The organism is Actinomadura sp. 9N215, assembly GCF_044326345.1.
GTDB lineage: Bacteria > Actinomycetota > Actinomycetes > Streptosporangiales > Streptosporangiaceae > Spirillospora.
Genome location: NZ_JBIRBA010000016.1, coordinates 98,463 through 116,262 on the forward strand (window position 1 = coordinate 98,463; position 17,800 = coordinate 116,262).

General features: G+C 72.1%; 18 protein-coding genes. 7 read left to right on the forward strand and 11 right to left on the reverse strand.

From position 1 onward, the window contains the following. The first annotated feature begins 147 nt into the window (after nucleotides 1–147). The 5 genes from ACH34T_RS25380 (at nucleotide 148) to ACH34T_RS25400 (ending at nucleotide 5,202) form a co-directional block, all read left to right on the forward strand. A complete protein-coding gene (locus tag ACH34T_RS25380) occupies nucleotides 148–1,824 on the forward strand; it encodes a bifunctional phosphatase PAP2/diacylglycerol kinase family protein (RefSeq protein WP_396023416.1) in 1,677 nt (558 codons plus the stop codon). A gap of 31 nt (nucleotides 1,825–1,855) precedes the next feature. After that, on the forward strand, nucleotides 1,856–2,092 hold the full coding sequence (locus ACH34T_RS25385) for a DUF6158 family protein (RefSeq protein WP_396023417.1): 237 nt from the start codon (nucleotides 1,856–1,858) through the stop codon (nucleotides 2,090–2,092). A gap of 289 nt (nucleotides 2,093–2,381) precedes the next feature. Next, nucleotides 2,382–3,290 carry a VanW family protein gene (locus ACH34T_RS25390; RefSeq protein ID WP_396023418.1) on the forward strand — a complete coding sequence of 303 codons (909 nt, stop codon included), beginning with the start codon at nucleotides 2,382–2,384 and terminating at the stop codon, nucleotides 3,288–3,290. Between the two features lie 12 nt (nucleotides 3,291–3,302). Further along, a complete protein-coding gene (locus tag ACH34T_RS25395) occupies nucleotides 3,303–3,833 on the forward strand; it encodes a YceI family protein (protein WP_396023419.1) in 531 nt (176 codons plus the stop codon). A gap of 76 nt (nucleotides 3,834–3,909) precedes the next feature. Then, nucleotides 3,910–5,202, forward strand: coding sequence for a serine hydrolase domain-containing protein (locus ACH34T_RS25400; RefSeq protein ID WP_396023420.1), 1,293 nt, complete (start codon nucleotides 3,910–3,912; stop codon nucleotides 5,200–5,202). Here ACH34T_RS25400 and ACH34T_RS25405 read toward each other — a convergent pair. From ACH34T_RS25405 to ACH34T_RS25435, 7 genes are read right to left on the reverse strand one after another with little or no spacing between them, the layout of a single operon-like run. Beyond that, nucleotides 5,183–5,959 (reverse strand): hypothetical protein, encoded by a 777-nt coding sequence (locus ACH34T_RS25405; protein WP_396023421.1) that lies wholly within the window; start codon nucleotides 5,957–5,959, stop codon nucleotides 5,183–5,185. The two genes, ACH34T_RS25400 and ACH34T_RS25405, sit on opposite strands and share 20 nt — an antisense overlap. 13 nt (nucleotides 5,960–5,972) lie before the next feature. Further along, nucleotides 5,973–7,094, reverse strand: a complete 1,122-nt coding sequence (locus ACH34T_RS25410) for a glycosyltransferase family 4 protein (protein ID WP_396023422.1) — start codon at nucleotides 7,092–7,094, stop codon at nucleotides 5,973–5,975. Continuing rightward, the gene (locus tag ACH34T_RS25415; protein WP_396023423.1) at nucleotides 7,095–7,448 is read right to left on the reverse strand and encodes a hypothetical protein; all 354 of its coding nucleotides are present in this window, start codon (nucleotides 7,446–7,448) and stop codon (nucleotides 7,095–7,097) included. Next, entirely contained in the window at nucleotides 7,445–8,173 is a 729-nt protein-coding gene (locus ACH34T_RS25420) for a hypothetical protein (RefSeq protein WP_396023424.1), read from the reverse strand. The genes ACH34T_RS25415 and ACH34T_RS25420 overlap by 4 nt, the downstream gene beginning before the upstream one ends. 10 nt (nucleotides 8,174–8,183) lie before the next feature. Next, nucleotides 8,184–9,344 (reverse strand): glycosyltransferase family 4 protein, encoded by a 1,161-nt coding sequence (locus ACH34T_RS25425; protein WP_396023425.1) that lies wholly within the window; start codon nucleotides 9,342–9,344, stop codon nucleotides 8,184–8,186. An 8-nt stretch (nucleotides 9,345–9,352) separates the two neighbouring features. Next, nucleotides 9,353–10,318, reverse strand: coding sequence for an NAD-dependent epimerase/dehydratase family protein (locus tag ACH34T_RS25430; protein WP_396023426.1), 966 nt, complete (start codon nucleotides 10,316–10,318; stop codon nucleotides 9,353–9,355). Between the two features lie 53 nt (nucleotides 10,319–10,371). After that, nucleotides 10,372–11,037, reverse strand: coding sequence for a TetR/AcrR family transcriptional regulator (locus ACH34T_RS25435; RefSeq protein WP_396023427.1), 666 nt, complete (start codon nucleotides 11,035–11,037; stop codon nucleotides 10,372–10,374). Between the two features lie 117 nt (nucleotides 11,038–11,154). On the opposite strand from ACH34T_RS25435, the gene ACH34T_RS25440 reads away from it, so the two are divergent. Continuing rightward, nucleotides 11,155–11,739: an isochorismatase family protein gene (locus ACH34T_RS25440; protein ID WP_396023428.1), complete on the forward strand. Its 585-nt coding sequence runs from the start codon at nucleotides 11,155–11,157 to the stop codon at nucleotides 11,737–11,739. Between the two features lie 80 nt (nucleotides 11,740–11,819). After that, complete coding sequence (locus tag ACH34T_RS25445) at nucleotides 11,820–12,287, forward strand: cupin domain-containing protein (protein ID WP_396023429.1); 468 nt, start codon at nucleotides 11,820–11,822, stop codon at nucleotides 12,285–12,287. Between the two features lie 76 nt (nucleotides 12,288–12,363). Here the strand turns inward: ACH34T_RS25445 and ACH34T_RS25450 are convergent, their stop codons facing one another. The 4 genes from ACH34T_RS25450 to ACH34T_RS25465 form a co-directional block, all read right to left on the reverse strand. Then, on the reverse strand, nucleotides 12,364–13,236 hold the full coding sequence (locus ACH34T_RS25450; RefSeq protein WP_396023430.1) for an SAM-dependent methyltransferase: 873 nt from the start codon (nucleotides 13,234–13,236) through the stop codon (nucleotides 12,364–12,366). Between the two features lie 112 nt (nucleotides 13,237–13,348). Further along, nucleotides 13,349–14,992, reverse strand: coding sequence for an ABC-F family ATP-binding cassette domain-containing protein (locus ACH34T_RS25455; RefSeq protein WP_396023431.1), 1,644 nt, complete (start codon nucleotides 14,990–14,992; stop codon nucleotides 13,349–13,351). Between the two features lie 71 nt (nucleotides 14,993–15,063). Beyond that, nucleotides 15,064–15,969, reverse strand: coding sequence for a DUF4429 domain-containing protein (locus ACH34T_RS25460; RefSeq protein ID WP_396023432.1), 906 nt, complete (start codon nucleotides 15,967–15,969; stop codon nucleotides 15,064–15,066). 34 nt (nucleotides 15,970–16,003) lie between these two features. After that, nucleotides 16,004–17,782: a proline--tRNA ligase gene (locus ACH34T_RS25465; protein ID WP_396023433.1), complete on the reverse strand. Its 1,779-nt coding sequence runs from the start codon at nucleotides 17,780–17,782 to the stop codon at nucleotides 16,004–16,006. Nucleotides 17,783–17,800: the final 18 nt, after the last annotated feature.

Sequence of the window (17,800 nt, forward strand, 5' to 3'; positions counted from 1 at the left end):
GCCACCCGAGGCACCGAGCCGTTCCGGGTGACTCATGCCGGGAAGCCTATTGCAGTCGGTGAGTCCAGAGTGACGTTCGCCCGCATGTGACCCCCGATTTGAGATCTTTACCGGAATCATGTCGGCGTCCCTGGGGATACCCGGGGCATGCGCGTCAACCACTCACGGCGCATCGCCGTGCCGTCACGCTCCGTGCTGATCCGCCGCCGGCAGGCGGTGCCGGAACCGCGTTACCCCCTGCTCCGCAGGCTCGGACGGGCGGACCGGTGGGCGTTCGACCGGGTGGCGGCGGCGCGGCTGCGGGGGCTGGAGTACGTCCTGCCGCGGCTGTCGCGGTTCGCCGACCACGGCGTCCTGTGGTTCACGACCGCGGGCGTGATGGGCGCCACGGGACGGCCCCGGCTGCGCCGGGCGGCGCTGCGCGGCTCGATCGCGATCGCGGTGGCGAGCCCGATGGTGAACCTCCTCGGCAAGCAGGCGTTCCGCCGGAAGCGTCCGGTGGTGGACCTGGTGCCGCCGATCCGGATCAGGTGGAAGCTGCCGACGTCGCACGCGTTCCCGTCCGGGCATTCGGCGTCGGCCGCCGCGTTCGCGGCCGGGGTCGCGCTGGAGGCGCCTCGTCCGGTGGCCGTGCCGGTCGCGGCGACGGCGGCGGCGGTCGCGTTCTCGCGCGTCTACACCGGCGCCCACTATCCGGGCGACGTCCTGGCCGGGGTCGGGATCGGCGCGCTGGCCGCGCTCGGGACGCGCCTGGTCTGGCCCGCCCACCCTCCGGCGGCCCGCGTGGCGCGGACCGTCCTCCAGCCCCCACCCACCGCCCTTCAACGGACGAGCTCCGCTCGACGGCCCGAGGACGCCGCGCCCGGCCTGGTCGCCGCCGACGGGACCGGCCTGGTCGCGGTCGCCCACCCCGGATCGGGCGCCGCCGCGGGCGGGGCGACCGCCGCGATCCTGCCGGGCCGCCCTGAGCTGGCGATCGAGCTGCTCGAACGGGAGCTGCCCGGCGCGGAGATCGTCCGGCTCGGCCAGGACGAGGACGCCGACAAGGTGCACGGCGAGGCCGCCGCTCGGGCCGCGGTGCTCGCCGTGATCGGCGGGGACGGCACCGTGAACGCGGGCGCGCGGGCCGCGCTGGAACACGGCGTGCCGCTGCTCGTCGTCCCGACCGGGACGTTCGACCATTTCGCGCGGGCGCTCGGCGTGGAGTCCGCGGCGGAGGCGATCGCGGCGTACCGGGGCGGGCGGCTCGGCCGCGTCGACGTGGCCTACGTCGCGCCGACGACGGAGGACCCGGCGGGTGGGGATCCGGCGGGCGACGGGGAGCGGCTGTTCCTCAACACCGCGAGCTTCGGCGCCTACGCCGAGCTGGTCGACCGGCGGGAGCGGCTGGAGAGGCGGATCGGGAAGTGGCCCGCGCTCGCGGTCGCCGCCGTCCGGACGCTGCGGCGCTCCGAGCCGGTCGAGGTGACCGTGGACGGACGGGAGCGCCGCGTCTGGCTGGCGTTCGTCGGCAACTGCGTCTACGGCGCGCGGGGCGCCGCCCCGACGTGGCGCGACCGGCTCGACGACGGGCAGCTCGACGTCCGGATTGTCGCCGCCGGGCGGCGCGTTCCGCGCGTCCGCGCGGTCGCCGCCGTCCTGGCCGGGCACCTGCACATCACGCCCGGGTACCGCGCGTGGCGGGCGACCGGACTTGAGCTGGTGTCGCGATCCGGGGACCTGCGGCTGGCGCGGGACGGCGAGGTGTCGTCCCTGCCCGGGGCGGTGCGGTTCGGCAAGCACGCCGGCGCCCTCGCGGTGTTCACGCCGGACGACGCCGGGTAGGGGACGGGCGCCCACGAGGAGGGGGCCGGACATGACGAGTGATGACACCGTGCTGGGTGTCGACCCCGGCGAGCTCACCGACGACGACCTGTTCCGCGAGCTCGGCCACCTGTACGTGACGCGGCTCGACGCGCTCAGGCACGCCGCCGACCAGGCCTACGGGGAGCACACGCGGCGCATGAACCAGCTGGAGGCCGAGTACCTGCGAAGGTTCCCGGGCCGCGAGATCGACCCAGAGCGGCTACGCGAGGGCGCCCGCGCCCGCTAACGCGCAAATCCGGTCGGGCCTGTTGTCGCGCAAATCCGGTCGGGCCTGTTGAGGCGCGAGGGCGGTCGGGCCCGTTGACGCGTAAGGGCGGTCGGGGTCGTTGACGGTCGGGGTGGCGGCCGGGGGGCGCCGATGGGCCCGGCTTTGTTCTTGTTCGGGTGTTGTTCACGTAAAAGTGCGGGCGTTGGCGGTAGGGCCGGGGCAGGGTCCGTTGCAGGATCCCGCTAGGGATCTTCGGGGGGTGTGATCTGTGAGGCTGACCCGGCTCGGCCGGAAAGGACCCGGCCGGGTGAAGCCCGGCCGGAAGAAACCCGGTGGTAAGAGGGCCGGACGCAAACGGCGGTGTCCCGGGCGCCAGGCGGAGCTGCGCGAGTGCGTCCGGCACTGGTGGCCGTTCGCGGCGGGGGCGCTGGCGACGACCGGGCTGCTGCTCGGCGCCTATCTGGGGGTACCGCGGGAGCCTGGCGCGTCCGCGAGGCTGGCCGCGCTCGGCGGGGTCCCGCCAAAGAAGGTCGTTCCGGATCGGGCGGGGCCCGAGCGGCCGATGAGCAGCTACACCACCCGGTTCCGGCCCGGCGAGCCCCGGGTGCGCAACATCGAGCTCGCCGCCCAGATCCTGGACGGCCACATCGTCGCCGCGGGCACGACGTTCTCGTTCAACGACGTCGTCGGTCCGCGCACCGAGAGCCGCGGCTACGTGCCCGCGCCCGCCATCATCGGGCCGCGGCTGGTGAACGACGTGGGCGGCGGCATCTGCCAGGTGTCCTCGACGTTGTTCAACGCTGTGTTCCGCGCGGGGCTGGACATCCGGAAGGCGCGCGCGCACAGCATGTACATGCCGGAGTACCCGGAAGGGCGGGAAGCCGCCGTGTCCTACCCGGACCTGGACTTCGCCTGGCGGAACGACACCGGACGTCCTGTGCGCCTCCAGGTCGTGTACACGGCGTCGTCGCTGACCGTCAACCTGTACGGCGCACGGAAATACCAGGTGCGGTCGACGGCGTCCGAGCGGTACGGGCTCATGCCCTACACGACTGGTGTGGGACGGGGACGGAAATGCGTGCCCACCGCGGGCCGCGAGGGCTTCGAGATCGACGTGTGGCGGACGCTGCTGGCGAACGGCCGCAAGGTCCGCCGGGAGAAGTTCCACACCGAGTACCGCCCCCAGCCGCAGGTGAGCTGCGGCCGTTCGGCGTGAGACCGTGAAGGCATGGCTGTACGAGAGGGAACGTACGAGTTGGGGCCGGACGACGGCAGCCTGCTGATCAGGACGGGCCGCAGCGGCCTCGGACGCCGGGCCGGCCACGACCTGACCATCGAGGCCACGCGCTGGTCGGCGGCGGTCGAGGCCCGCGAGCCGCCGGACGAGTCGTCCGTCAGGGTGACCGTCGAGCTGGACGGGCTGGAGGTCCGCGACGGCACCGGCGGCGTCAAGCCGCTCACCGACCAGGACCGCGCCGAGATCAGGAAGAACCTGCGCCAGGTGCTGGACGCCCGCCGCTATCCGCAGATCACCTTCACGTCCACGAGCGTCGGCGAGGACGTCGTCGAGGGCGACCTGACGATCATGGGCCGGGTGAAGCCGATCCGGGTGCGGGCCGCCGTGGAGGGCGGCCGGGTGCGCGGCGGCGCCACCGTCACGCAGAGCCGCTGGGGCGTCAAGCCCTACTCGGCCTTCTTCGGCGCCCTCAGACTCGCCGACGACGTCGAGATCGACTTCGACATCGCCCTTCCCGGATAGCGCCCCCAGCTCAAGATCGACATGCGTTAGGGTGCGGGATCGTCGCGATTCGGGCAGTCGATCTTTGGGGGACGCGGTGTTCCGAGCGGACCGGGCGGCACTGACCAGGAGAGATTTCGGCAAGGCGGCGGGGCTGGCGGCGGCGGGTCCGGTGCTGCTCGCGGGTTGCTCGTCGGGCCCGTCCGTGTCGGCCGCCGCGGTGCGGGCGGTCGCGGCCGAGCGGTCGTGGCGGGTGACCGGCAAAGCGCTCGCCGGGCTGGGGGGCTTCGACGCGACGCTCAAAACCTTCATGGAGGAGCGGAACATCCCGTGCGGGCAGCTCGCCGTCGTCCGCAAGGGCAAGCTCGTCCTGTCGCGTGGCTACACCTACGCCGAGGCCGGTCACCTCACTACGCAGCCGACGTCGCTGTTCCGTACCGCGAGCATTTCCAAGCCGGTGACGGCCACGGCCGTGCTCCGGCTCGTCCAGGACGGGAAGCTCAAGCTCACCGACAAGGCGGCGACGCTGCTGGGGCTGTCCACGTCCGCCGACCCGCGGCTGAAGGACGTCACGGTGCTGCGGCTGCTCCAGCACCTCGGCGGCTGGGACCGGGGCATCTCGCCCGACGTGATGTTCCAGGACGCGGCGATCGCCAAGGCGCTCGGCGTCCCGCTGCCGGTCTCGCGGGCGAACATCATGAAGTACACCTCGGCGCGCAAGCTCGACCACGCGCCTGGCACGAAGTACGCGTACTCCAACTACGGGTACCTGCTGCTCGGCCGGATCATCGAGAAGGCCGGTGGGCAGGGCTACGCCCAGTACGTACAGCAGAAGGTGCTGGCCCCGCGCGCCATCACGCGAATGCGGCTCGGACGGACGCTGACGAAGGCGCCCGGTGAAGTCCCCTACTACTCGACCTATACGGGGACGACCGTCTTCGACAACAGCGGCAAGACCGTGCCCGCAGCGTACGGAGCCTTCAACCTGGAGAACATGGACGCGCACGGTGGCTGGCTCGCCACCGCCATGGACCTGACGCGTTTCGCCGGTATCTACGACGGCGGTACGTCCGTGCTGAACGCGTCGTCCATCACCAGGGCGTTCGCCAAGCCGGAGACGGGCATCAACGACGACGGCTACTACTACGGCTGCGGATGGCTGGTACGGCCCGTCAGCGGTGGCGGCCGTAACACGTGGCACGACGGAGGACTGCCGGGGACGCACACGTTGCTGGTCCGCCGGAACGATGGTCTGTCGTGGGCCGTCCTGTTCGACCAGCGCCAGGAGCGCGACGCGCCGGACTACGGCGTCATCGACTCGCTGTTGCACAAGGCGGCGAACGCGGTGACGACGTGGCCGTCCGGTGACCTCACGCCTGATTACTTCTAGCGCGGGCGGCGCGGGTGAACTGGTCGTCGAGGGTGCGTGGGAAAGGCAGCATCCGGTGCCGGTCTCGCCAGGGCGCGTACTGGCGGACGGCGTTGAACCCGGCGGCTGTCACGATGCGTTCGACGTTCGGGCCCGGCGGGTGCGCTGGATAGGCGTCCAGGTGCGCGACGCCTGGGGGGAGACCGTCCGGCTTGTGGGGTGACACCAGCGTCATCGGTGGGCGGACTCCCTCGACGGACGCCATGTCGCGTGCGTAGGCGACGAGTTCGAGTGTCTCTGCTTCGGGGCCGCTGTGGACGATGAGCCAACCGTCCACGTCGATCGGCTCCGAAGGGGGATCGGTGAGCGTCAGTGGGGTGACCTTGCCGGAGATTGTGCGCAGATAGGCGTGGTGGGCCGGAGTCAGCGGTTCGAGGACGAAGGTGCGGTCGAAGTGGGGCGGGTCGGCTGGGAGGAGCGGCTGGTAGGCGTCCCAGCGCAGCAGCCGCGCCAGGTGCGTGACCCTTGGCCCGGACGGGACGCGCGTCAGCTCGCCCTTCAGCCCGGCGGGGAAGGCGTCGATGATCACCTCGTCCGCGTCCAGGTCCGCGAGGTCGAGGGAGGGCGTGATGCGCCAGTCGCCGGTGACGCGCGGATCGTCCGCGAAGGGGGAGGCCGTCACGACGGTGACGGGGCCGTCCAGGCGCAGGGTGTGCAGGACGGAGCGAAGCCGCGTGAGATGGCCGAGCCCATCACCGGCCGCGTAGCAGACGATCATCGCCCGTGCCGGGTCAACGCGCCGCGTCGAGGACGGCGAGGTACCCGGCGGTCTCGGCGGCGGGGGTGAAGTCGCGGCGGATGCGTTCCGCGCCCACGGCGCCGAGCTTGGCGAGTTCATCGTCGCTCGCCCGTGCCGCGCGGTCGATCGCGGCGCGGCAGGCGTGTGCGTCGCCCGCCGGGAACGCGAAGCCGATCTCGTCGTCGGCCACGTCCGCGAGGCCGCCGCCGTCCGAGGCGAGGAGCGGCACGCCAAGGGCCGCGGCCTCCAATGCCACGTTCGGCATCCCGTCGTAGAACGACGGCAGGGCGACCAGGTCGCAGCTCGCGTAGACGGACGGAAGGTCGTAGCGCTCAAGAAATGGCAGGAACGAATGCGGGACGGAGTCTTCGCGTTCGGCCAGCCATTCCGCCACCGAGTCTTCGACTTCGCCGACCAGCAGGAGATGGAATTCCTCGCTGCGCCTTGACGCCGTCAGCGCGTCCAGGAAGAAGCCGACGCCCTTCTTCACCTTGAGCTGTCCGATGAGGCCGATCGTGCGGCGGCCCGCCTGGACGTTCTCGTCCCGCCACGCCCGGCCGCGCTCCCGCTCGGACGGCAGAATCCGCCACCGCGCGGTGTCGACGCTGTTCGCGACGAACGTCACGGACGCGTCCGGGGCCAGCGCGGACACCAGCGGCGCGTGCGAGCGGGCGACGACGCACACGCGGGACGAGGCGCGCAGCGCGTCCGTCAGCACGCCGCGCCGCCGCATCGAGAACACGCCGACGTCGATGTCGTTGCCGCGCAGTAGCGTGACCAGCGGCGCGTCCAGCAGCGCGGACAGGACGGGGCCGGCGAGTGTCGCGTACACCCCGCCGAACGCCACGACGTGGGTGTAGCCGGAGAGGCCCTCGGCGGTGAGGGTCGTCCACAGGCGGCGCAGGGCGTGCTCGGAGTCGTCGCCGAGCGGCGCGGAGATCAGCCGTCCGCCCTGCTCGCGGCCGACGCCCCATGGGCGGGCGCGGCGCGTCAGGTGCGCGACGTCGACCTCGGCCCCGGCCGCGCGCAGCCCCCGCACGATCCGGTCGCACGACTGCGACATTCCGCCCCGGCTCGGCGGATAGTGCTCGGTGAGCCACAGGAGGCGGTGCATTCAGCTGTCCACGAAGCCGGTGCCGTCGTCGCCGTCCCAGTCGCCGCCGTGCGAATAGTCGTCGCCCGGGTTGAACGCGCCGCGATCGTATTCGTCGAACGACGAATACCAGTAGGTGTCGTTGTAAGCCCGGGAACTGCTCTGGTAATAGCGGCGCCGGAATCCGCCCGTCCAGGACGGGTGATGCGGGTCCGGGGTGCCGTAGCCCTGGGCCGCGGCGCACTCGGAGCAGAGCCCGCCCGGCCCGGCGTGCGCGGCGCAGACCGGCCGCGCGCACTGCGGGCACGACGCGACGGCCTGCTGCCCGCAGCGTCCCAGGACGAAGAAACCGGTGGTCACGGTGCAGCGGTTCATGACGTCCTTCCTGTGGTGCGGCCGGGGGGCGTCCAGCGGAACGGCTCCGTCGACACGTGCAGGATCCGGTCGGTCAGCTCCGCCTCGCCGAGCGGGCCGAGCAGCTTGCCGTTCGCGCGGAACATCATCCGGCTGCCCTGCTTGATCTGCACCCTGATCCACGGCGGCGGCGGTGTCCCCGGACGCTGGACGGCCGCGCCCTTCGCCAGCCGCCGCGTGACCCGCACCAGATGCGTCGTCTTCGTCTTCGTCTTGATTTTGACCTTGCCGCGTGGGTTCCGCTTCTTCCGGCGGCGGTACCGCACCCGGTCGGTGACCGACAGTTCCAGGACGCTGCCGTCCCGCAGCTCCGCGCGCATCCGCAGCCACGGGTCCACCGCGTACCACTGCCTCAACGACAGGACCGGACGCTGGACGGGCACGTCGTACTGCGGCCCGGTCTTCTCCGGGATCTTCGCGCCGCGCAGGTCGGCCGCGACGGACAGCACCCCGTCCGGCCGCATGTCGGACGCCATGACCCGCAGCATCGGCACGAGGACGCCCGGGACCCGGTCCGGCAGCCGCCACCTGCGCCGCCGGATCTCGGCGCGGTGCTGGGCGAGGCTCTGGATCACCGGCTCCCAGTCGTCCCGCCGCAGCGAGACCGTGAAGCCCTTCTCCAGGGTCAGCGCCCGGTGCAGCGGGTGAAACCGCTCGATGGCGGCTTTCTGTTTACGCCAGAACATGACGAACCACCTATCGATCCGAGGGCGCGATCGCACGGTAGACATCGGCCAGCAGCGCGCGTGAACGTGTCCAGGTCAGGTCCTGCTCGATGCGCCGCCTGGCCCTGCGGCCCATGGCGGCGGCCTCGTCCGGGTACTCCAGCAGGATCCGGACGGCCCTGGCCAGCTCGGCGGGACGGTCGGCCGGGACGAGCCGTCCGTGCTCGCCGTCCGCCATCAGCTCGCGCACCGCGGGCAGGTCGGACGCGACGACCGGCACGCCCGCCGCCATCGACTCGATCACCTTCAGCGGCGCGCAGCCCTGGTCGAGGTTGCGGGCGCAGCCGGTCAGCGGCGCGACCGAGACCCGCGCGTGCGCGAGCCAGGCCGCGATCTCGTCGTGCGGCAGCGTGAACCGCCAGTCGATCCGCTCGGCGACGCCGAGGCGCTCGGCCAGCCGCCGCACCGGCTTCGCCCGCCGCTCCGGGACGGACGCGCAGATCACGAGCCGCAGCCCCGGCAGGTCGGCGAGGCGCGCGAACGCGCGGACGAGGACGTCCAGGCCCTGCCACGGCTGCAGCGCGCCGACGTACACGACGTAGCGTTCGGGGGCGTCCGCGGGCCTTCGCGGTTCGCCGGGGATCTCGGCGCCGTTCGGGACGAGATGGACCATGCCGTCCGGCACGCCGAGCCGCCGGACGGCCGCGCCGATCACTCGCGACGGCACCACGACGGCGTCGCTGCGCTCCAGGCAGAACCGCTCCAGTTCGCGGATCTTGTCGAGCGTCCTGGGCGCGGCCCACGGCCAGGTGTGCGCCATCTCGATCGACGGCAGCCCGTTGACCTCGTAGACGACCTTGTGACGGCGGCCGTCCGCGACCGCGGGCAGGGCGCTCCACGGATCTCTGACGTGGCAGATCTCCAGGGTGTCCCAGTGCGGCTCCAGGTGGCCTGCGACCCACTGCGAGAACGCCTCCGCGCGGTCGATCAGGTTCGGCACCTGCGCGTCGAACCTGGCGATCTCCCGCGTCCCCTCCCGCTGGTAGCGCGGCAGGTCACCGCCGCCGATCACGCCGAGCAGCCCGCCGCCGAACCGCGTGAACAGCTCGTCGGCCATCTGCGCGATGTGCACCGCCGACCCCTTGCTGGACGGGAACCGATCGAACGCGACATAGGCCGCCCGGTGCTTCATCATCGGAATCATCCGACCCGCACCCCCTCCGCGCGCAGCTCGCGATGCCAGGCGATCTGGTCGGCGAGGCCTTCCGCCAGCCCGGTCGTGGCCGTCCAGCCGAGAAGCCGCCGGGCGCGGGCCGTGTCGGCCCACGTGCGCTCGGCGTCGCCCGCCACCGGCGCCTCCCGCCGGATCTCCGCCCGGACGCCCAGCACGCCGGTGAGCAGCTCGATCGCGTCCGTGACCGCCACCGGCTCATCATGGCCGACATTGACGGCGATCCCGGACGGCAGCTCCTCGGCCGCCGCCACCAGCGTCGCCGCGACCACGTCCCGGACGTGCGTGAAGCTCCGCGACCGGTGCCCGTCGCCGAACACCGGCAGGGGCCGTCCGTCCAGCGCCGCCTCCGCGAACCGGTGGAAAGCCATGTCGGGCCGCTGCCGGGGCCCGTACACCGAGAAGTACCTGAGCAGGACCGTGCGCAGCCCGTCCCGCGCCGCCAGCCCCGCCAGCCGCTCCACCTCGACCTTGCTCGCCGCGTACGGGCTCGCCGGGCTCAGCGGGTCGTCCTCCCGGTTCGGCCGCCGTCCCGCCGACCCGTACACCGACGAGCTCGACGCGACGATCACCCGGGGCCTGCGCCGCGCCGGACGCGCCATGCAGGCCGCGAGCAGCCGCCGCGTCGCCAGCACGTTGTCGCGTTCCGCCACCGCCCGTCCGGCCCCCCACGAGTCGCGGACGCCGGGCCGTCCCGCCAGGTGGACGACGACGTCCGCGGCCGCCACGGCGCCCAGATCGTGCACCGCCAGATCGACCTCGGCGGCGACGACCCCGGGGCGCACCGCCACCTGGGCCCAGGTCCGCCGCGCCACGTCCGGGGTCGGCGACCGTCCGGGCGCGTCGACGGCGAGCACCTCATGCCCGGCGACCGAGAACGCATCGGCCACATGGCTCCCGATGAACCCTGCCGCACCTGTGACAACCACCCGCACTTGGGCACCCTACCTATCGCCCCACCAATCTGGACAGGACATCCCGTCCCTGGTCACGTGGGATTGCCCCGGCCGTCACCGGCATTCAGCGCGAAAGCGCCCTCGATGTCGCCCTGCTCGATCGGCGGTCCCGGGACGTCGAGCGGGCCGTCGACCGCCAGGGAGTTCAGGAAGAGCGCGATCTGGCGCCGCACCATGCGCGGCCAGTCCGGCCCATAGGAGAGGGGCTGCGTGATGAGGGCGGCGAAGACGATGACGTCGGTCGCGTTGACGTCCGCCCGGATGCTGCCGTCCGCCCGGCCTCGGGCGAGGAGGCCGTCCAGGCGGCGATTGATCGTCCGGCGGGCCCGGACCGCCTCGGGCGTCATCAGCGGCGGCGCGCCGTGCAGCGGCAGGACCAGCTGGTCGCCGACGGCGAAGCAGCGCGCGAGATACTCGCCGACCGCCTCCCGTCCCGTGCCCGGTTGGCCGTCGATCTCCTCCAGGATGCCGACGAGCAGGCCGTAGGCGCGGTGTTCGAGATCGTGCAGGAGAGCCTGCCGGTCGGCGTACCTGCGGTACAGCGTCCCGATGCCGACCCCCGCCTCCGCGGCGATGGTGGCGAGCGGGACGTCGCGTCCCTCCCGCAGCATGGCGGTCACGGCCGCGGCGAGCAGCCGTTCCCGGTTGGCCTCGGCGTCGCGGCGCGGCCGGCGGCGTGCCCGGCCACTCTCGCTCATCGGACGCGTCCTCCCCTCCCGCCCCACGGTAGCCCGCGCGGCCGGGAATCAGATCGCCCCGTCGCACGTTCAACCGGACGAAAAGTTCCGCTTAACCCTCGAAGGGAACCTCCGGTCATGGCTCTGAACCTCTTCACCCCCGAGAACACCGCGGTCGTCCTCATCGACCACCAGGCCGGTACCGTGGGCTGGGTCCGCTCGACCGACAGGGACGAGCTCAAGGCCAACGCGTTCGCGCTGGCCAAGGCGGCGAAGGCACTGGACATGCCGTTGATCCTGACGACGTCCCTCGAAGAGCACGCGCAGGGGCAGATCCTGCCGGAGTTCGCCGAGATCGCCCCGGACGAGTACGCGAACCGCATCCGCCGCCAGGGCGTCGTCAACGCCTGGGACGACCCGGCCTTCGCCGCCGCGGTCAAGGACGCGGGCCGCCGCGACCTCGTCATCGCCGGCGTCACCAACGACGTCTGCACCGTCTACCCGACGTTGAGCGCCCTCCAGGACGGCCACCGCGTCCAGGTCGTCGCCGACGCGGGCGGATCCCCGAGCAGGCTCGCCGACGACCTCGCCCTGCGCCGCATGGAGAAGGCCGGCGCAGGTCTCGCGTCCACCAACATGATCCTCACCGAGCTGGCGGGCAGCTGGACGAGCCCGTCCGGCCAGAAGCTCATCCCCATCGTCGGCGAACTGATCCCCGCCTGACCCGACCCGACCGTCCGACCTGACCGACGATCCGACCGTCCGACTCGACCGCCTGGCCCGACCGAGCAGAGGAAGAAACGATGTCCATCCCGTATCTGGCACAGCCCGAACAGCAGCAGAAGCTCGAATGGCTCGACGGCGGTACCTTCTCCGTCCTGCTGGACTCCGCCGCGACCGACGGTCAGCTCACCGTCGGCCGGTTCGACGTGAGCAAGGGCGAGGCGCCGCCGTTCCACATGCACACCCGCGAAGACGAGATCTTCATGCTGATCAAGGGCACCGCGCTGCTGTGGGCCGGTGACGAGGAGATGGAGCTGTCCGAGGGCGGCATCGTCTACCTGCCCCGCAACATCCCGCACGGCTATCGCATCACGTCCGACCGGGCCGATTTGCTGATGATCGCCACGCCGGGAGGGATCGAGGGGATGTTCCGCCAGGCCGGACGCGACCTGTCCACGCCGAGGCCGGACGGCTTCGAGATCTCCAAGGAGGCGCTGGCCGCCGCGGCCGACGCCTACGGCCAGGTCGTCGTCGGCCCCCCGCGCTGACCCCGCCCCTCGCGCCGACCCCGCTCCGACCCGGCTCCGCCAGCGGTCGCGGTCGCGCCCAAGCCCCGGCGACGCGTCAGGGCTTTCGCGCGACCGCGCCGTAGCCGTGGACGTGTTCGGGCCCGGGTTCGCCTTCGGCCAGGTCGGGCCGCCACCGCGTGATGGTGACGACGCCCGGCTCGATCTTGTCCAGGCCGTCGAAGTAGGCGTCGATCTGCTCGACGCTGCGCAGGTTGTAGGGCACCGTCCCGGACTCGGCGTACCTCTCCGTGCTACGCCTGGCGGCCTCGGAGGTGTTGGTGCAGTCCCAGAGGACGAGGAAGCTGCCCGAAGGCACGCCCGCCATGGTGTCGGCCACGACCTGCCTGGCGGTCGGATAGTCCTGGCAGAACCCGAGCACGCCCATGAACATCACCGCGATCGGCTCGTTGAAGTTCAGCACGTTGGCGGCCTCGTCGAGGATCTGCCGCGGATCGTGGAAATCGGCGTCGAGGTAGCCGGTGACGCCCTCGGGGGTCGTCCCGCGCATGAGGGCGCGTGCGTGCACGAGCACCATGGGATCGTTGTCGACGTAGACGATGCGGGCGTCGGGTGCGGTCTGCTGGGCGATCTGGTGGGTGTTGGACTCGGTGGGCAGCCCGGCCCCGATGTCCAGGAAGTTGCGGATCTTCTCTTCGGCCGCCAGGTACCGCACGGCGCGGATCAGGAACCGCCTGCCCTCCCTGGCCTGCCGGATGAGCTCGGGGTTCACGGCCGCGGTGGCGTCGCCGACGACCCGGTCCACCTCGTAGTTGTCCTTGCCGCCGAGCCAGTAGTTCCACGTCCGCGCGGGGGAGGGGACGTCGGTCCTGAACCGTGCCTGGGCGTCACCGGGGAGGCTGGGCGGGTCGGGCAGGCGGGGCGGCTGTTTCGCGGGTGGCCCGTCGGGAGTGGCGCCGGGTCGGGGCATCGTCGACTCCTCGCATCGTTCTGGCCGCCTAGGAGGGATCCTACGTTTGCCACCGCACGGTATGTGAATGATCAATGAGATTCCGTCTCGGCGACCATGATCGGACCGCCTCCTAGCGGGGGCGGATTACCCGTGGTTCGTCCCAGACGGGTTCCGCGGATTCGTAGACGGAGCCGTCGCCGCCGAAGACCAGGTAGCGGTCGAAGGAGCGGGCGAACCAGCGGTCGTGGGTCACCGAGAGGACGGTTCCCTCATAGGTTTCCAGGCCTTCCTGGAGGGCTTCCGCGCTGGCCAGGTCGAGGTTGTCGGTGGGCTCGTCCAGAAGGAGGATCGTGGCGCCGCCCAATTCCAGGAGAAGGATTTGCAGGCGGGCCTGCTGGCCGCCGGAAAGCGTTTCAAAGGGCTGTTCGGCGCAGAAGTGGAGTTCGTACCGGGCGAGGGCGTTCATCGCGTCGTTGCGGAAGCGCGCGTGCTCGGTCATGACGATCTCGCACGGGGTGCGTCCGGCCAGGTCGGGACGTGCGTGCGTCTGCGCGAACAGGCCGGGGACGACGCGTGCGCCCAGGCGGGCCCGGCCGGTGTGGGCGACCGGGGCGGCCGGGGTCGCGCCGCGCGGGAGGGTCTCGGCGATGGCGGCGAGAAGGCGCAGGAAGTGCGATTTGCCGGAGCCGTTGGACCCGAGGACGGCGACGCGTTCGCCGTACCAGATTTCGGTGTCGAATGGCTTCATCAGGCCCGTCAGTTCCAGTTCCTCGCAGATCACCGAGCGTTTGCCGGTGCGGCCGCCGCGGAGGCGCATCTGGAGGTTCTGGTCGCGGGGCGGAAGTTCGGGCGGGCCCGCTTCCTCAAACTTGCGGAGGCGTGTCTGCGCCGCGCGGTAACGGGACGCGAACGAGTCGTTGAACGTCGCCTTGTTGCGGAGGGTGTTGACGAGTTCTTTGAGTTTCGCGTGTTCCTCGTCCCAGCGGCGGCGCAGTTCCTCCAGACGTTCGATACGGTCGCGGCGGGCGGCGGCATAGGTGGAGAAACGGCCGCCGTGAATCCAGACCCGGGACGATTCGACGGTGACGATGCGCTCAGCCGAACGGTCGAGGAGTTCGCGGTCGTGGGAGACCAGCAGGATCGTCTTGGACGTTTCCCGCAGCCGTTCCTCAAGCCATTGTTTGCCGGGGACGTCCAGGTAGTTGTCGGGCTCGTCCAGGAGAAGGACCGCGTCGGGGCCGCGCAGCAGGGCTTCGAGGGCCAGCCGTTTCTGCTCGCCGCCGGAAAGGGTGCGGACCTCGCGCCAGCGGCAGGAGTCGTACGGGACGCCCAGGGCCGCGACGCAGCAGGCGTCCCAGAGCACCTCGATCTCGTAGCCGCCCGCGTCGCCCCACCCGGCGAGGGCCGTGGCGTAGCGGAGCTGGGTCGGCTCGTCGTCGCGCTCCATCATCGCGAGCTCGGCCGCCTCGACCGCCGCCGCGGCCTCCCGTACCCTCGGCGGCGCGACCGACAGCAGCAGGTCGTGGACGGACGAGTCGTCCCGCATCCCTCCGATGAACTGCCGCATCACGCCCAGCCCGCCGCTGTGCGCGACCGTCCCGGCCTGGGGCGCGAGGTCACCGGCGATGAGGCGCAGCAGCGTCGTCTTCCCCGCCCCGTTTGGGCCGACGAGCGCGGCGACCACGCCGTCCCCGACGCGGAACGACACGTCGTCGAGCAGCACGCGGCCGTCCGGCAGCGTATGACGGACGTGCCCCACCTCGACGTGGCCCATAGTCGTCGAGTCTCGGAAACGCGCGCCTGATCGGTCAAATGGTTTTCGCGCTGGAGGCCGCGTTTTTCGCGCTAGAGGCGGCGGAGGACGGCCTGTTTCGCGGCGGTGAATTCCTCTTCGGTGAGGATGCCTTCCTTGCGCAGGTCGCCCAGTTCCCGGAGCCGCCGCAGGAGCGCGTCGTGGTCCTCCGCGTGGTCTTCTGCATGCTTCTGTGCGCGCGTCGGTTCGGGAGCCGGTCCCGGTTCCAGTGGCGGCGGGGGCATGTCGTCGACCGCGTTCGGGTGCGGCAGGCGCGCCACCACGGCGGCGGCCAGCGCGATCGCGGCGGCCGCCTCCTTCTTGAATCCCCACAGCATCATGCAGTGCGGGTCGAGAATGGGCTCCGGCTGCTGGGCGCCGCCGTCCGTCCGGAAACGCAGGTGGCCGTTGTCCAGGCCGATCGCGGGATGCAGTTCCACGCTCGCGATTTCCCGCAGTGGCAATTGCTGGGGCCCGGCGTCCTTCTTGGCGGTCTCGGCCATCCAGTTCCACTCCAGCCGGACGGAGTCGCCGTCGAACGCGGCCGATCCGTCGCCGCCGGACGCGCGGATCGGAACGTCGGGCCCGGAAAGGAGATAGCGGTCCACCGGACCGCTGCCGATCTCCTCTATCAGCAGCGCGTTCCGCACCTCGTCGACGAGATATTCGGCGACCGCGGACCTACCGCCGTCCACGGTCAGGCGGTACGGGTCGGACGACTCGGACAACGCGCCCGCGGCGGCCTGGAGCAGCGGGTCGGCCCCCTGCCGCAGCCGCACGCGCAGGACACCGCCCTTGCCGCCCGTCTCGACCGCGATCCCGGCGACGGCCTCCAGCGGCACGGCCAGCTCGCCGAGCAGGCGCCGCAGCCGGTGCACGCCGCGCCCGTGACCGGGCACGATGCGCAACACGTCCCCGTCGAACGTCCAGGTGCCGTCCGTTCCGATGATCTCTGCCATGGCCCCTTCCGCGGGTCGACCGATCCCACCATTGTCAACGACCGACGAGGGACCTGACGTGATCGACCACGGCGTCCAGCGGCACCGCGACGGTCTCGCCGGTCGCGCGGGTCGTGACCTCGGCGACGCCGTCGGCCAGGCCCCGGCGGCCCGCGGTGACGCGGAACGGGATGCCGGTCAGCTCGGCGTCGCGGAACTTCACGCCCGCCCGCTCCGCCCGGTCGTCGATCACGACCTCGACCCCGGCGGACGCCAGCGCCGTGTAGACGTCCTCGGCGGCGTTGGCCACGGCGGCGTCGTCCGACTGGGCGGCCACGACGGCGACCTGGAACGGGGCGACGGGCAGCGGCCAGACGATGCCGCGCTCGTCGTGGTGCGTCTCGACGATCGCGGCCATCGCGCGCTCGATCCCGATGCCGTAGCTGCCCATGATCACCGGGACGCGGCGGCCGTCCGGGGCCAGCACCTCGGCGCCGAGCGCGCGGGCGTAGCGGTCGCCGAGCTTGAAGATGTGCCCTACCTCGATGGCCCGCTGGATCCCCAGCCGCTCGCCGCAGCGGACGCAGCGCTGCCCCGCCTCGACCTCGCGCAGGTCGGCCCACAGGCCGACGTCGATGTCGCGGCCGACGTCGACGCCGCGCAGGTGGACGTCGTCGGTGTTGGCGCCGGTGAACATGCCGCGGCGGCCGCGGAGCGCCTCGTCCGCGATCACGGGGAGCGACACGCCGACCGCGCCCAGGCTGCCGGGCTGCGCGCCGAGCGCGTCCTGGATCTCGGCCGCGTCGGCGGGCCGGAGCTCGGCCGCGCCCGTCGCGTCCGCGAGCTTCTGCTCGTTGAGCGGGTGGTCGCCGCGCAGCAGGACGAGCGTGAGCGTGCCGTCCAGGATGTAGACGAGCGTCTTGATCTGGCGGTCGCCGGGCGCGTCATAGCGGTCAGACGACCGCAGCGACGCGCCAGCGGCGCGAGGATCGGCTGAGCCGCCCTCGGGGGTCTGGGGGTCGCCCCCCAGAAAAACAGCGAGGTCGTCGATGGTCCGGACGCCGGGGGTGTCGAAGCGCTCGGGGGACGGAAGGCCGGGCCCGTCGGACGCGGCCGCCAGGACCGACGTCGCGCGTTCGATGTTGGCCGAGTAGCCGCACGCCGGGCAGTGGACGACGAGGTCCTCCCCGACGTCCGACGGGCACATGAACTCGGTCGAGCCCGCGCCGCCCATCGTCCCGCTGGACGCCTCGCACGGCAGCGCCGGGATGCCGAGCCGCTCGAAGATCCGCGTGTAGGCGCCGTGGTAGGCGTCGAACGACGCGTCCAGGCCCGGACGGTCGATGTCGAAGCTGTAGGCGTCCTTCATCGTGAACTCGCGGGTGCGCATGAGGCCGCCCTTGGGGCGCGGCTCGTCCCGGAACTTCGTCTGGAACTGGTACCACTGCTGCGGGAGCTGGCGGTAGGAGCTCAGCTCGCGGGCGACCGTCGCGAAGATCTCCTCGTGCGTCATGCCGAGGGCGTGGTCGGCGCCGCGCCGGTCCCGGAGCCGGAACATCTCCTGGCCCATCAGGTCCCAGCGGCCGGAGCGCTTCCACGGCTCGGCCGGATGCAGGGCGGGCAGCAGCATCTCCTGCGCGCCGATCGCGGCCATCTCCTCCCGCACGATCCCGATGATCTTGGCCCGGACGCGGACGGCCAGCGGCAGCAGCGAATAGTGGCCCGCGGTGAGCTGCCGGACGTAGCCCGCCCGGAGCAGCAGCCGGTGGCTCGGCGCGTCCGCCTCGGCGGGATCGTCGCGGAGCGTGGGCACGAACATGTGGGACCAGCGCATCACGCGAGGGTAGCGAAG

Excerpts from the sequence above, each read along its gene's own strand:
- ACH34T_RS25380 (WP_396023416.1), top strand. The coding sequence starts at position 148 with ATGCGCGTCAACCACTCACGGCGCATCGCCGTGCCGTCACGCTCCGTG.
- ACH34T_RS25385 (WP_396023417.1), top strand. The coding sequence starts at position 1,856 with ATGACGAGTGATGACACCGTGCTGGGTGTCGACCCCGGCGAGCTCACC.
- ACH34T_RS25395 (WP_396023419.1), top strand. The coding sequence starts at position 3,303 with ATGGCTGTACGAGAGGGAACGTACGAGTTGGGGCCGGACGACGGCAGC.
- ACH34T_RS25405 (WP_396023421.1), bottom strand. The coding sequence starts at position 5,959 with ATGATCGTCTGCTACGCGGCCGGTGATGGGCTCGGCCATCTCACGCGG.
- ACH34T_RS25410 (WP_396023422.1), bottom strand. The coding sequence starts at position 7,094 with ATGCACCGCCTCCTGTGGCTCACCGAGCACTATCCGCCGAGCCGGGGC.
- ACH34T_RS25415 (WP_396023423.1), bottom strand. The coding sequence starts at position 7,448 with ATGAACCGCTGCACCGTGACCACCGGTTTCTTCGTCCTGGGACGCTGC.
- ACH34T_RS25420 (WP_396023424.1), bottom strand. The coding sequence starts at position 8,173 with ATGTTCTGGCGTAAACAGAAAGCCGCCATCGAGCGGTTTCACCCGCTG.
- ACH34T_RS25425 (WP_396023425.1), bottom strand. The coding sequence starts at position 9,344 with ATGAAGCACCGGGCGGCCTATGTCGCGTTCGATCGGTTCCCGTCCAGC.
- ACH34T_RS25435 (WP_396023427.1), bottom strand. The coding sequence starts at position 11,037 with ATGAGCGAGAGTGGCCGGGCACGCCGCCGGCCGCGCCGCGACGCCGAG.
- ACH34T_RS25440 (WP_396023428.1), top strand. The coding sequence starts at position 11,155 with ATGGCTCTGAACCTCTTCACCCCCGAGAACACCGCGGTCGTCCTCATC.
- ACH34T_RS25445 (WP_396023429.1), top strand. The coding sequence starts at position 11,820 with ATGTCCATCCCGTATCTGGCACAGCCCGAACAGCAGCAGAAGCTCGAA.
- ACH34T_RS25450 (WP_396023430.1), bottom strand. The coding sequence starts at position 13,236 with ATGCCCCGACCCGGCGCCACTCCCGACGGGCCACCCGCGAAACAGCCG.
- ACH34T_RS25455 (WP_396023431.1), bottom strand. The coding sequence starts at position 14,992 with ATGGGCCACGTCGAGGTGGGGCACGTCCGTCATACGCTGCCGGACGGC.
- ACH34T_RS25460 (WP_396023432.1), bottom strand. The coding sequence starts at position 15,969 with ATGGCAGAGATCATCGGAACGGACGGCACCTGGACGTTCGACGGGGAC.
- ACH34T_RS25465 (WP_396023433.1), bottom strand. The coding sequence starts at position 17,782 with ATGCGCTGGTCCCACATGTTCGTGCCCACGCTCCGCGACGATCCCGCC.